Consider the following 14,198-nt stretch of genomic DNA (forward strand, 5'->3'; position numbering starts at 1 on the left):
TTATTGCTTTATCTGTTTTTACTGAAGCAATGAAAAATTCTTACCAAACCCTTTTTCACGTACTACTTTTTGCCGGTTGCTTACTCCCTACCCTATCAAATGCTCAAGCCGTTGACTCCGTCATTGTGAAGGGACGCATTCGGAATTTGTCGGCACGACTCTATCGGGAGGCATCGACGGTATTGGTTAGTCGGAATAATATTCTACAGGCCAATCGGGAGTTGGTACGCCCCGCTCCGCTGAATGTTGATGGTACGTTTCGCGTATCCTTACCGCTGATTTATCCACAGGAAGAAATGTATTTCAATTACGGGCGCATTTCAACCGCTTTTCTGGCCGCACCCGGTACCTTAACGATTGAGTTAGATGCCGATTCCCTCTTTTCTGTCGCTGTGCCGTTCCGGTTTGGGGGCGTCAATGCACAGGTAAATCAACAGTTTGCCCGCTATAAAGCATTTGAAGCTACTTATCCCAAAACAACGGGTAAAACCCTGTCAACTCAGGTCGAGAATTTGGGTGATGCAGCCGCGTTCAGCCTTGTTTCCAGTACCTATCAGGGGGCGTTTTTGGCATTCGCCAGGAAGGAAAAACCGTTTCCGCTCCTGACACGCTGGGTTGGTTATACCAATCGATACAACGCAGCTACGTTCATTTATGACAAAGCCACGTTCGAGAATGAGGCTTTGCCCAAAACATTGAACGATTCACTACGTCCGCCCAACGACCAATTGCTATCGGCCGCTCGTGCAACGGCCATGAACCAATTTGCTAAATACGTAACGCAGCGGGTTTCAGCCGATGCCAATACCCGCACAAATGGGCTGACAGTACGTGCCTTATCAATCATGCTCGAACGATACGGCAAAAATTTGACCGCCGAAGAACGTCTTCGTCTTGACGACTACGCGATGACCAACAGCGCCCGGCCCGCAGATTTACGTTTTTTCGATGGGTTAGTCAAACGAAATCCCGATACGTTGCAACGATTGGTGAATTACGAAACGCTCATTCAACGTAGTATTCGCCAATTTGATAGTACATCCGTCAATTACCTGGCGGCTTATTGGCTGGCCAGCTCCTTACCAGGACTCACTGTCGACTTTGCCCGACTACTGTACGATTATGGCCGTCCGCAGGTGAAAGACCCACAATTAGCGCAATCAGTCGATGAACTGTACCGGCTTGAAGTAAAAGATAGTACCCGAATTAGGACCGCCATTCAAACGCTGAAAAAAGCAGGTAACAAAGCATCGGCGCTGGAAATATCGCCGGGTGTTTTCGTAACAAAATCGACCCTTGGCCGTGGCTCCGACCTGCTCGATGACGTGATTAATGCCAACCGGGGCAAGGTCATTTATCTGCTCTTTCTTTCCCCTACCGATGAGACCGGCAGGCAGGCCGCGCTCGATGCCCAGCGCCTGCGTAATGAATATAGCCCGCGCGATTTCTCATTAATTTATCTACCATTTCCTGGTACCGACCAATCCTTATGGCCTGAAATGGCTACGCGGTATAACCTTTCCGGCGATCATCTTCTGTTGAACGACACCCAACTGTTCGATGCCGTTGACCGGTTGCGGTCTGAAGGCGAACTTTCAGCAACGGTTATAAACCGGACGGGAAAAATCGTAAAACGAAACGCGCCCTTACCGGGCGCGTTTGACGACGTAAAGAAATTGTTGGATAAGAATTTATAGCTTTTTCATTCTCGACGGGTTAAAATCCGTCGAGAATGAAAAGTACGTTTACTTGGCCCACCAAAGTTTGGTTTGCATGGTATTGGCACCACCCATCGCTGTCAGGGCCGCTTTTAAATTGGCATTGTTTAAACTTTCTTCCGATGATGGGAATGGCAGGCGTGTTGGAATCATGCCTGCATTGTAGTTGACTTTAGGCACCACCAGCGCCGGAATTCCCGTCCGGCGGTACTCGGTCCAGGCTTCAACACCTTGCCCGAACAGCGCGATCCATTTTTGCTCCAGTACCTGCGTCAAAGCGGCATCGCCTGTTTTAAGCGCATTTTTGGTCAGGTAATCGGCGGGGACGGTCAATTTGTAATACGTCATAGAGGCCGTAATACCATCGGCATATGCTTTAGCGGCATCACCGGCTGCGGTAACGCCTTTTAAGGCTGCCTCCGCTTTGATGAAATTCAATTCAGCAAAGCTCATGATAACGCCAGGGGTGGTTTCCTGCGTGAAATAATCGCCAACTTTCGACGTACTGGTGAAGCCTAACGCGCCCGCATCAGAGTTGGGCAGACCATTTGGCACGCCTTTGTACAGACCTGTAGCGGGTGACTTGTTGGCATAGATCGCCAGACGAGGATCACTCAAGGCGACAAGCTTATCGACCATCGCTGCGCTAACCCGGTGGTCATCGCGAGTGCGCCGGTTCTCACTGGTTGGGTTGTTATTCGGGCGAGCCAGATAAACCAATTGCGCTACGTCGGCATTCGACGTCATGACCGGATATTTTGCTGGGTCGCTCAGGATACGCGTCATTTCAGTTTTGGCGTCGACCACGGCACCCGTTTTACCCAGCGTCCGGTTCAGCAACCGTAAGCTCAGCGAGTTGGCGAATTTCTTCCATTTGGTCATGTCGCCCGCAAACAGAATATCAGCGTCTTTATCAACGGCTTTGGTGCTGATCATGTCGCTGGCCGTTTTGAGATCGGCTACCAGCCCGGCATAAATATCTTTCTGCGCATCGAATTTAGGAGCTACAATACCGCTTGTGGTACCTTTCAAAGCCTCCGAATATGGAATGTCACCATAGACATCGGTCAGGACAGAAAACACCCAGGAACGCATAATCAAGCCGATGGCCTGTAGGTTTTCGTTGTTTGCCGTCTTGCCAAGTTCATAAATTTTTTGGAAATCGGCCTGTGCTTCGTTGTACAGATACCGCCAGGGCAAATCCTGCAAATCGCTGGTGTAGCTGAACTGATCAATTTCCGTATACTGAATCCGGGCCGTGTGCTGCGCCCAGCCATTACCAGCGTCTAAACCCAGCGAAACCGTGCTTGATGGCCCAATGATGTTGCTCACCGCCGAATAAATCCCGTGAGGCAAAAGCCGTTCGGCCGGTACGCTCGTCGGATCGTTTGGGTTGATGTTGGTTTCATCGAACTTATTTTCGCAGCCCGCTATCGTCAGCAGCGAGAGCGTAAACGAGAGAAAGAGTATCTTTTTCATAGAAGATTATTTTCTCTATGCCTCTGTGTTTAAAAACCTAAGCACAGAGGACACTGAGATCTAGTGGTTTTAGAGTCCGAAGTTGAGATTGAAGCCCATGCTACGTGCCGAAGGCGTATTGCCGTTTTCAAAACCCTGTACGTTACCATCACCGTAGTAGCTGGTTTCTGGATCAATATGGGGCAGATTTTTGTAGAGCAATGCCAGGTTACGACCTACCAGCGCAAAAGTAACCGTGCGGAATGGCGTCCGACCAAACCATTTTTGCGGAAAGGAAAAGCCCAGTTTCACTTCACGCAGTTTCACGTAGCTGGCGTCGAAAATGTAGGCTTCATTGACGTTACGGTTGTAATAGTTGTGGTAGTAATCGTCAGCAGACGCTACAACCGTTGTGTTGGGTGCGTAAGAGAACGTACCGTCGGCATTGGCCGTCTCAACTACGCCCTGGCCAACGATATTCCCTTCTCGGCCGGGTAAGGTCTCAGCCAGTACACCTGTGTAACGCCCAATGTTGATTCCCTGCGAGAAGACGTTGCCGCCATAGCGCACATCGATCAACGAACTGAGCGAGACCCATTTATACGTAAATGTATTCTGGAAACCACCCGTCCATTTTGGCATGATGTTGCCGACAACCTTCCGGTCCGACGACATAATTGGATAACCCTGGCTATTAAAAATCATGTTGCCGCTTGGGTCGCGCCGGTAATACGTACCGAAGAAGTTACCGTACGGATCACCGGGCCGCGCTTCCAGAATGACGTTACGTAGCAGTGAGCCGGTGTTGATCTGATACGTGGACAGCCCGCCCAGGTCGATAACTTCCGAACGGTTGCGGGCGAAGTTGAAACCAACGTCCCAGCGGAAACCACCCGGCCGTTTGATGGGCGCCCCCGACAGCTCGACCTCAAAACCGCTGTTCCGAATCTGACCCGCGTTGATAACCGAGTTGTAATATCCCGAACTCTGTGCTACGTTAGCCTGCAAAATCTGGTTCTTCGTATTCTTGTCGTAATACGTGAACTCGAAGCTCAACGCATTATTGAACAACCTCGTTTCTACACCGAACTCAATGGCAGTCGTTATCTCAGGCTTCAGATTCTTGTTGTAAATCAGGTTGTTCTCCGAGAATGTCGTTGTATTTCCCCAAGCGATTTCGTTTGAAAAAACCTGCGTCAGGTTATACGGGTCCGTATCGTTGCCCACTTTGGCATACCCACCCCTGACTTTGGCATACGTCAGTACGTTTGAAGACAGGCCGAACATATCCGTCACAATCGCGCTGGCTGATACGGATGGGTAGAAATAGCTGCGGTTACCGGCGGGCAACGTACTCGACCAGTCATTACGGGCCGTTACATCCACAAACAGGTAATCCCGGAACGACAAGGAAGCCGATCCGTAGAGACTATTCACGCGCTTGTCTGTAATCCGGTTAATGACCGTCGGCCGCGACTTCGCATTACCGATGTTGTACAGATTCGGAATCGTCAACTCCGACGCATACATATAATCGCGTTGGGTGTAGTTCTGGCGGGCATTTCCTCCAACCGAAGCAACGACGTGAAGGTCACTTAAGCGTTTATCGGCCGTTAACAGGAAGTCGCTATTCGTTTCGCGAACAAAAACGATATCTTCGGCATAACTACCATTGGGTACACCTACGTTTTTTGCCTGCTTCGTAATGCGCCGATCATTTGAGAAATCAGTGCCCGTACGTCCGGTCAACGTCAGCCAATCAGTTAATTTATACGTAGCGGTTATGTTGCCGATAACGCGGTCTTTGTCATTCGCATACTTCAGGTATTTGAGCGCATACGCTGGGTTGTTCCAGTAGTTTGAGTTCCAGTTACGCTGGACGGGCCACTGACTTGGGTCGGTACCTGTTTCAACGGGATTGGCTTTCAGATCGTCCAGATCCACCTGACGGCCAAACCAGATCCAGTACAAATTCAGGTTCTGGCGGTTATCGGAGCCATCTTTTACGTAGTTGATACTCGTCCGTATGTTGAATTTTGGCGTAAAATTCCAGCCTGCGTTCAGCGTAATATTCTGGCGTTTATAATTCGTGTTGGGCAACATACCCTTTTGATAGAGGTTGGTATAGCCCAGCCGAAAATCGCCTTTGTCACTGCCCCCCGTTAACGCGATGCTGTTGGACGTAGTAACGCCCGTATCGTAGAAATTTTTGACGTTGTCGGGGCGGGCAATCCAGGGCGTTGCGGTCCGTTTGCCATCCGCTCCGATGGGTGAATTGAACTGCGGAATCAAACGCCCATCCAGTTTCGGTCCCCAGCTCTCGTCCACCCCATCGTTGACACCGCCCCCCATACCATCGACGTAGGAAAACTGCCCCTTAAGGCCCTGGCCGTATTCATTCTGAAAATCGGGCAGACGTAGCGGATTCTCGAAGGTGGTATTCGTATTGACTGTTACGCCAATATTTTTGCTGGTTGACCCCCGCTTAGTTGTAATCAGTATGACCCCATTTGCTGCCCGCGAGCCATACAGAGCTGCAGCATTGGCCCCTTTCAGTACAGAAATATTGTCGATGTCATCGGGATTGATAGCCGACGCGCCATTGCCGTAATCGGTCGTCGTATTGTTGACGTTTCCACCGGTGCTGCCGGGCGTTACGTTATAACTACCGTTGTCAATGGGAATACCATCGACGACAAACAGTGGCTGGTTGTTACCACCAATAGAATTAGCGCCACGAATCAAAATCCGCGACGACGCACCAGGCAAACCATTTGTAGCCGTCACCTGAACGCCTGCAATCTTTCCCGATAGCGCATTCACTAAATTGGTTGAACGAGCCTGCGTGATTTCACTGCCTTTCAGTTCCTGAAGGCTATAGCCAAGGGCTTTTTTATCCCGTGCAATTCCAAGTGCCGTTACGACAACTTCATTTAATTGCGACGCATCTTCTGTCAGCGAAATTGTCAATTCGGTTTGATTACCAATCGCAATCTCCTGCGAAACGAAGCCAATGTACGAAGCTGTTAACGTAGCGTTGGGCTGGGCATTAATTGAAAAGCTGCCTTCGGCATCGGTTACGGCGCCAACCGATGTACCCTTAACCAATACGTTTGCGCCGGGAAGGCCTTTCCCATCGGTTTTAGACAAGATTTTACCGGTAACCGTACGTGCGTTAGTCTGCGCCCAGCTGGTCGTTGCTGCCAGGAGCCAAAGCACATGTATCAGCACGTAATGCCGTTTTAATACACGGGTAAAATGGTGTTTCATGAGTTGTTAGATAAGTTAGAGGTAAAGCCACCAATTATAGTACTTATATAAAATTACCAGATATTAATTCGATAATTAACAATATTATAATACAAAATTTTTCCTTTATACTAAAGTTAAAAATATCATTAATTTAATACCATTTTAATAAACACACTGCATTTGGGACGCTGCGCACTAGTCTGGTTGAAAACACATTCCTAAAATCCTGGTTGTTCCAAGGGTTGGAACGTATGGAGAGTATACAGCAAGTGAACGTCAGATGGCTAGGAAAGAACCTGCTTCTTCTTGGGTTGCTGGTGGGCTTACGACAGCCTACCGCTGGCCAAACGCTTGTCAAACGGCTCGTGAATCATTTCCTAAACGACACAACTTCGTCGGCAAAACCGCACGTATCGTTTTATCCAACAGTAGGGTATGCTCCTGAAACCAGTCTCGAATTTGGGGTATCGGCCCTGTACCTGTATCATGCTAAAAACGACACGCTGGCCAATCGGCTGAGTGAAATTCAGGCGTTCAGTTTTTTTACCCTGCGCGGTCAATACGGGCTCAATCTCGACCATGCGATTTATGGTGACAATGACCGCTGGTTTTTTCTGGGACGAGGGCGGATACAACGTTTCCCACTGCTTTATTATGGCATCGGCCCCAGAACAGGTCCAGACCATCCCGCTACGGTTGATGCATTCTCAATTCAACTTCGGGAACGTATTATGCGTCGACTGCATCCGAATCTATTCGGTGGTCTGGAGGTAGACTTCCAGCATTTGAGTCGAATTGATTTTAGACAACCCGATGGTCCAGCGCATGATTTACCGCTTGGTAGTTTGGGAACCTCGAATCTGGGTTTGGGCCTCGGGTTAGTTTATGACAGTCGTCCGAATGCCCTCAACCCCCGAAAAGGTTTTTTTAGCGAGCTGGCCTACCTCAATTATGGTGAGTCGCGTGGAAGCAACCTGTCGTTCAACAGCGTTTTGGCCGATTTTCGTATGTACCACACCATTCGGCCTAATCAGGTGCTGGCCTGGCAGGTTTACGGGAATCTAATGACGGGCAATGTCCCCTTTAATCAACTGGCTCTGCTAGGTGGAGAAAACACATTGCGTGGGTATTATATGGGGCGCTACCGGGACAAGTTTTATGCAGCAGCACAAGTCGAATACCGATGGCTACCGTTTCCGTTCAGCCGTCGTTTCGGGGCCGTTGTCTTTGCCGCCGTCGGAACGGTAGCCCCCGCCCTGGACCAGGTCCAATTTAATCATTTACTTCCCACAGCAGGTACGGGAATCCGGTATTTACTCTTCAAGAAAAAGGACGTTTTTCTGCGTGCCGACATGGGCGTCACCCGCGAAGGTGTCGGCTTCTATATTCTTACTGGCGAAGCTTTTTGAACAGAACCTCCCGAAAGTACAGATTAGAACTTTCGGGAAGTTGAAAATTGACTACAAGCCGTATTGGTCAAGCAAATAAACCAGAGCCGCCATTGACGCTGCACCAAGTTCGAGTTCGCGCTGGCTAACCGTTTCAAATTTATCAATCGACGTGTGGTGATAATCGAAATAACGCTGCGAATCGGGTTTGAAACCGAATAACACGGTACCTGACTGCGCCAATGGCCCAATGTCGGCACCGCCCCCACCCGCTCCAATTTCCAACAGGCCATAAGGAGCCAGTAGCGGTTTCCAGGGCATAACTTTTGCCCGTTGCTCGGGTGTACCGACAATGCCAAAACCGCGCGGTGTAAAACCACCATTATCCGATTCGACGGCGGCAATGTGTTTCTCGTTGTTTTTCTTCGCCAGATCAGCATACTGAACACCACCCCGCAGGCCATTTTCTTCGTTCATGAACATCACTGCCCGAATAGTACGTTTCGGCTTGATACCGAGCGATTTCATGATACGTAGCACTTCGATGGACTGAACGCAGCCAGCGCCATCGTCATGAGCCCCTTCGGCCAGATCCCACGAATCCAGGTGTCCACCAACGACAATAATCTCATCGGGCTTTTCGCTGCCTTTGATCTCACCCACTACGTTATATGACTTGGCATCGGGCAGGGTTTCGCAGTTTTGCTTAAAGTAAAAAGTCAGGTTTGGGTTTTCGGCCAACGACTTACTCAGCAAATCAGCCGCATTTGTACTGATTGCTGCCGTTGGAATCAAGGCAACGCCAGTTCCATAACGCATACCGCCAACGTGCGGATTGTCATCGTGCACATTAGTCATCGAGCGAACAATAGCCCCAACGGCCCCAAGCTTTGCCGCTTCAGTTGCGCCATTCGCGCGTTGGTCAACGGCTCCACCATAAGCCTCGAACGTATTGATTTTCGTAGGGTCCATCGGGCGGTTGAAAAAGACAATTTTGCCTTTCACTTTGTCAGCGCCCAATTCCCGCAATTCAGGAAAACTTTTCACTTCGATCATCCCCGCTTCGACCCCTTTTGGCCCTGTCGCCACCGATCCACCCAGTGCTGCAATTGGTACGTTCGTTTTCTGTTTACCGTTGTGAATAAAGGCTTCTTCTTTGGCACCACGTACCCAATGCGGCACCATCACGTCCTGTAAAAATACACGATCGAAGCCCTGCTGTTCCATCACTTGCTTGGTCCAGTCGACCGCTTTCTGGGCACCGGCTGAACCACTTAGCCGGGGTCCAACCTGTTTCGTTAAATGACGTAGCCACTCATAGGATTTCCCATTTGATAAGGCTTCATTGAAAATCTTTCGGATTGCGACCGAGTCGGCATTTTGGGCGTGTGCGTACCCAACAAAGAGTGTAAAGAGGAGTGTAAGCATTTTTTTCATGGAGGGCGGTTGTATCCGTTAAGTGAGCAATATACGGAAAAGCCCGGCCGCTACGTAGCAACCGGGCTTTTCACCTATTTTCTATTTTTGTCGAATCTACATATTGATCGCCCGGTTGTCCGTAGCGGCCAGACAGGCTTCTTTGAAGGCTTCGGTATAGGTCGGGTGAGCATGCGACATCCGTGATACGTCTTCAGCCGACGCCCGAAACTCCATTGCGACGACCGCTTCAGCAATCATATCGGCGGCACGGGCTCCGATCATGTGAACGCCCAGAATCTCGTCAGTTTCTTTATGCGCCAGGACTTTCACCAAACCATCGACGTCCATACTCGCCCGGGCACGACCAAGCGCCTTGAACGGAAATGATCCGACTTTGTATGGAATGCCTTCCTGCTTGACCTCTTCTTCGGTATAGCCAACTGCGGCTACTTCTGGCCAGGTATAGACCACACCCGGAATCAATCGGTAATGAATGTGCGGCTTTTGACCGACGATTGTTTCGGCGATGAACGTACCCTCTTCTTCGGCTTTGTGCGCCAGCATGGCTCCACGTATTACGTCGCCCAGCGCATAGATATGTGGCACATTGGTACGCAGGTGATCATCTACTTCAATTCGCCCCCGATTATCAGCTTTTACACCGGCGGCCTCAAGATTTAATCCATCGGTATAGGCACGACGACCCACTGAAACCAGGCAATAATCGCCGGTAAGTGTAATTTGTTCCCCTTTAGGCGTGTCAACGCTAACCACAACTTCATCGCCCGTATTTTCCACTTTCGTGACTTTATGGCTAAAATAGAAGTCGGCACCGAGTTTTTTGATGACCTTCTGGAGTTCTTTACCCATCGTTTTGTCCATCGTTGGGATCATCGAATCGGCAAACTCCACGAATGACACTTTTGCACCAAGCCGGGCATACACAGAGCCAAGTTCGGCACCGATAACGCCCGCGCCAATCACAATAAGGTGCTTTGGCACTTCCTGAAGCGTTAGCGCTTCGGTTGACGTAATAACCCGTTTTTTATCGATCGGCATCGACGGAAACGACATGGGTTTTGAGCCTGTCGCAATGATGATATTTTTCCCGGTTATGGTCTGTTCCGAGCCATCGGATTTGGTAATTTTAATTGTATGCGGATCGACAAACGAGCCAACGCCATGAATTTCGTCGATCTTGTTTTTCTTCATCAGAAAGACAATACCTTTCGTCGTCTGATCGACCACGTTTGTCTTGCGGACAATCATCTGGGGTAAATCAACCTGTAAATTCTCCAGCTTGATGCCGTGTTCGGCGAAGGTGTGAGCTGCGTTGTAATAATGCTCCGACGAGTCGAGTAGTGCTTTCGACGGAATGCAGCCGACGTTCAGGCAGGTGCCGCCCAACGACGGATATTTTTCGATAATGGCCGTTTTCAGTCCGAGTTGGGCGCAGCGAATCGCACCGGTATAACCGCCCGGCCCCGAACCAATCATGATGACATCGTATTCCATAGAATTAAAAAAAACGTAAGAAGAAAGACGTAAGACAAAAGAAAAAGCACCGACAAGACTCGTTTAAACGAAAGCTATTGCGTCTGATGTCTTACTTCTTAAGCCCTGTTAAGAAAGCATTATGAATGCAAATTTGGTTCAGAATTCGATAGGCTAAACCGATTTGCCAAAAAACGTGTTGGTGGTTTTGTATGGCTCTCCTACTTAGAGGCTATTTTGTCTTATTTTATGCGTTTTTGTTACGTTGCTTTTCTTCTATTCCCGCTGTTGTTCAGTGGTTGCACCGATCCTGCCAAACAAACCCAGCCGAACGTTTACTACGATGTTTTAGGCTTCGTTAAACACCAAATTGCCGATTTATCAGTGCAAAAGCCGCTTGTCAGCAAGGCTGTCTCAATCAATGCAAAACAGAATCAACAAGCGACGCGCGACATTAACTGGACGCGCGAACTGGAATTGTTTACCCAGGCAGATATTAACAAACCTGCGCTACGTAGCAGCTATCAAATTACCCGGCCCGATTCGTTAACGTATCAATACACGCTGAAATCGTCAGAGGAACGGCTGACTGTTCGGTCGCTGACGGTACTGCTGGATTCGTTGACCCACCAGCCTCGCCGAATTGAAGCTGTACTACAGACCAGTAATCCGCTCTATTCATCCGAACGTCATCTGTTACTGGAAAGTGGACTAGTTGGCAGGCGTCAATGGCGCGTACAGCACTACAAATTGGCTGGCTTCCAGAAGTTACCCTATTTTGATAAAAGCGATTTTCTCGTAGACGGACGAATTCAGTAGAGTGATCGTTATCTTTTAAGCAGTTGCCAGATCCGACGACACGGGTAGGATAAAAATAAACGTAGTCCCCTCCCCCATGCCGGAGTGTACTTCATAGCGCCCCCGGATCAGGTCCATGCGCGCCTGAATATTGCGGAGACCCATGCCAGTTGCGTCGGCGGGGTCCATACCGCACCCGTTGTCTTTCACGATCATATTCAATTCATTGTTAAATCGCCGAAATAAAATATCGGCCTGCGTAGCTTCTGAGTGCCGGAGAATATTACTACACAGCTCGATACAAATTGAATATAAATTAAACTCGGTGGTCTTATCTAACCTGGGTAATTGGGTATTATCTAACCGAAACGTAATATGTTGCGTAAGATTAAGCTTACCAACCAGGCGTGTCAAAGCCTCCGATAGTCCTTGTTTTTCCAATTCATCGGGTTGCAGATTATGCGATAAATACCGGATTTCCGCAAAAGCCTCCTTGGTCATATTCAGCAGGTTATGGTAAATCTCCTGCTCCCTATCCGCCATATGGCTAGGATTGAGCGCCGATAAACTCATCTTGATGGCCGCCAGTAAACCACCCAGACTATCGTGTAAATCAGCCGCCATCCGTTTCCGTTCGAGCGTTTGGCCCTTTAACAAAGCTTCTTCAATTTCCCGGTTTTTAGCCCGCAGTTGATCATTAGCCTGTTTCAGTTCGGCCGTTCTGGCAATAACTTTGTTTTCTAAGTCCAGATTCAGTCCCTCGATCTCTCGTTTTTGGCGGTAGATCAATCTATTTTTTCGGTAGTATACCAGCAGAAAACCCAGCAACATAGCCACCCCACCGACCAGAACAGCCCGCATAAGCGACTGCTGTTCAATATCGTGGCTTAGTTTATCAATGTGTGCCCGCTGCTCCAACCGGCTTTTCTGAGAATCGGCCCGAATACGTTCTGTTTCAATGCGTTGTTGAAGCTGGTTCATTCGGGTTTCGCCTGCCAGTTGTTCACGCTCAGCTTCGGCCCGCAGGCGGGCTATTTCCGCCTGTCGGCGCACATTTATTAACTGCTGGTGCTGAATAAATCGTTCTTTATCGGCCTCCGCCCGCACTTGATTAATGTCGTATTTCTTCTGAACTGCAGATAATTCTTCCACCCGCTTAAGCGTCGTCAGGCTATCCCGGAGCAAGCTGTACTCTTCGTACATGCTCAATGCCTGAGCGGGCTTGTTAGCCAGGCGGTACGCTCGATAGAGCGCCTGTGCAGCGATTTGTTGAATACGCCGGTAGTTTTCCTCACGCGCTATTGTTAATGCCTTCTCACCAAATTCAATAGCCACATCAGGCCGATTAGACAACGTATAGCATTCGGCCAGCCGTGCCCAGACCGACGCCTGTCCTAATCGATCGTGGAGTTGCGTCCAACCGGAAAGGGCGTTCTCAAAAAAGACGATCGCCTGCTCAGGCTGATGGCGACTAATGAAAAAATCGCCTAATCGTTCGTTTGCATAAGCGACGTTAACCTGCGAGCCGGCCTCTTGCGCCATTTGCCGACTCGTTTCATACTGCTGTCGAGCTTTATCATACTCTCCCCGAATTTCATAGACCTCCCCGATCTGGGTGATAGCCTGACTCGTCAGGAGTTTCCTGTTTTTAGAGGTCAGTGACGTATTAAAACTCAGAAATTTCAATGAAAGCTCATAACTCAATAAGGCATTGTCATACTCCTTCAGCAACAGGTAGATATCGCCCATATTCATCTGTACTTGCCAACGCGGAGAACTCTCGCGAGGCAATTTCACGCACAATTCCGATGCACGCTGGTTAATCTGTAGTGCCTTGGGATAATCATCTTTTATGGTACGCACATAATGCTCCTGTAGCATCATAGCTCGTACAGCATACAGAATGTTATTATAAGCGACTGCCCGCTCTTCCAACGCTTTTGCATACAGGAAGCTACTGTCCCGCTGCAAACCCCGCATCTGCTTGAAAACCAGCGACATGAAACGTAATCCTTCTAAACGCAGCGTATCATTACGTAGGGAGTGGGGAAATCCTTGAGAAGTTTTTAGATGAGCTCGCCCGAGACTGAGCAAACTATCCATGTAAATAGTATCGCCCCGACGGTCGAAATTCAATTCAGGTAAGCCAAAGCGCCCCTGTCCCGGGCAGTTGAAGTACCACCCTACCATTAAGATTCCAAGCCAAAATGATCGCATAGGTCACCTACAGACTATCCAGTAGCTGATATGAAGCTCTAAAGTAGCTATTTAGCGCAGTAAATCAATCGGTTGCGTGAAATTTAGGCGTATAGGCAGCGATTTTATGGCTGCTTATACTTACCACAGTTTCGTGGGCAAGTCTATTTTTGTCGGCATGCCTAATGACCACATTAAAAAATAGTGAGCCTATAATTAAACTGTTAAGCCTACAATTAAATCCAAGATGTGTGCTCGAACGTAAGTACAAAAAATTCTTTGAATAAGCTAGATTTGGTAAAATTCAAAAAATTTGTAATTTTTCAGTATCGAAAATGAATTTTTCGAGGAAAGAATGACCGTTTAGCAGATTTATTGCCTCATTCATTTGGATTTAAAGAGTTTCTTTGCTTAATTCAAGGCTGGATTAATAAAGCTAAATAAAAAACATAACCTCTCCATACACTATCGGAAC

At 48.7% G+C, this 14,198-nt stretch carries 8 protein-coding genes; 3 read left to right on the plus strand and 5 right to left on the minus strand.

The features are described 5' to 3' along the window. Nucleotides 1–29: 29 nt before the first annotated feature. The gene (locus ACYVEA_RS23570) at nt 30–1,697 is read left to right on the plus strand and encodes a hypothetical protein (RefSeq protein ID WP_461115889.1); all 1,668 of its coding nucleotides are present in this window, start codon (nt 30–32) and stop codon (nt 1,695–1,697) included. A gap of 48 nt (nt 1,698–1,745) precedes the next feature. Here ACYVEA_RS23570 and ACYVEA_RS23575 read toward each other — a convergent pair whose 3' ends face one another. Beyond that, the gene (locus tag ACYVEA_RS23575; RefSeq protein ID WP_461115890.1) at nt 1,746–3,197 is read right to left on the minus strand and encodes a SusD/RagB family nutrient-binding outer membrane lipoprotein; all 1,452 of its coding nucleotides are present in this window, start codon (nt 3,195–3,197) and stop codon (nt 1,746–1,748) included. Between the two features lie 69 nt (nt 3,198–3,266). Next, on the minus strand, nt 3,267–6,446 hold the full coding sequence (locus tag ACYVEA_RS23580) for a SusC/RagA family TonB-linked outer membrane protein (RefSeq protein ID WP_461115891.1): 3,180 nt from the start codon (nt 6,444–6,446) through the stop codon (nt 3,267–3,269). Between the two features lie 233 nt (nt 6,447–6,679). Here ACYVEA_RS23580 and ACYVEA_RS23585 point away from each other — a divergent pair, with 233 nt between their 5' ends. Next, a complete protein-coding gene (locus tag ACYVEA_RS23585) occupies nt 6,680–7,837 on the plus strand; it encodes a BamA/TamA family outer membrane protein (protein ID WP_461115892.1) in 1,158 nt (385 codons plus the stop codon). Between the two features lie 51 nt (nt 7,838–7,888). Here ACYVEA_RS23585 and ACYVEA_RS23590 read toward each other — a convergent pair whose 3' ends face one another. Beyond that, entirely contained in the window at nt 7,889–9,253 is a 1,365-nt protein-coding gene (locus ACYVEA_RS23590) for a M28 family peptidase (protein WP_461115893.1), read from the minus strand. 96 nt (nt 9,254–9,349) lie between these two features. Next, nucleotides 9,350–10,750, minus strand: a complete 1,401-nt coding sequence (gene lpdA, locus ACYVEA_RS23595; protein ID WP_461115894.1) for a dihydrolipoyl dehydrogenase — start codon at nt 10,748–10,750, stop codon at nt 9,350–9,352. Nucleotides 10,751–10,978: 228 nt separating this feature from the next. Here lpdA and ACYVEA_RS23600 point away from each other — a divergent pair, with 228 nt between their 5' ends. Continuing rightward, nucleotides 10,979–11,548, plus strand: a complete 570-nt coding sequence (locus ACYVEA_RS23600) for a hypothetical protein (protein ID WP_461115895.1) — start codon at nt 10,979–10,981, stop codon at nt 11,546–11,548. A gap of 15 nt (nt 11,549–11,563) precedes the next feature. Here the strand turns inward: ACYVEA_RS23600 and ACYVEA_RS23605 are convergent, their stop codons facing one another. Further along, a complete protein-coding gene (locus ACYVEA_RS23605) occupies nt 11,564–13,744 on the minus strand; it encodes a tetratricopeptide repeat protein (RefSeq protein WP_461115896.1) in 2,181 nt (726 codons plus the stop codon). Between the last annotated feature and the right edge of the window lie 454 nt (nt 13,745–14,198).

It is taken from the genome of Spirosoma jeollabukense, from assembly GCF_054777855.1.

Excerpts from the sequence above, each read along its gene's own strand:
- ACYVEA_RS23570 (WP_461115889.1), top strand. The coding sequence starts at position 30 with ATGAAAAATTCTTACCAAACCCTTTTTCACGTACTACTTTTTGCCGGT.
- ACYVEA_RS23575 (WP_461115890.1), bottom strand. The coding sequence starts at position 3,197 with ATGAAAAAGATACTCTTTCTCTCGTTTACGCTCTCGCTGCTGACGATA.
- ACYVEA_RS23580 (WP_461115891.1), bottom strand. The coding sequence starts at position 6,446 with ATGAAACACCATTTTACCCGTGTATTAAAACGGCATTACGTGCTGATA.
- ACYVEA_RS23585 (WP_461115892.1), top strand. The coding sequence starts at position 6,680 with ATGGAGAGTATACAGCAAGTGAACGTCAGATGGCTAGGAAAGAACCTG.
- ACYVEA_RS23590 (WP_461115893.1), bottom strand. The coding sequence starts at position 9,253 with ATGAAAAAAATGCTTACACTCCTCTTTACACTCTTTGTTGGGTACGCA.
- lpdA (WP_461115894.1), bottom strand. The coding sequence starts at position 10,750 with ATGGAATACGATGTCATCATGATTGGTTCGGGGCCGGGCGGTTATACC.
- ACYVEA_RS23600 (WP_461115895.1), top strand. The coding sequence starts at position 10,979 with ATGCGTTTTTGTTACGTTGCTTTTCTTCTATTCCCGCTGTTGTTCAGT.
- ACYVEA_RS23605 (WP_461115896.1), bottom strand. The coding sequence starts at position 13,744 with ATGCGATCATTTTGGCTTGGAATCTTAATGGTAGGGTGGTACTTCAAC.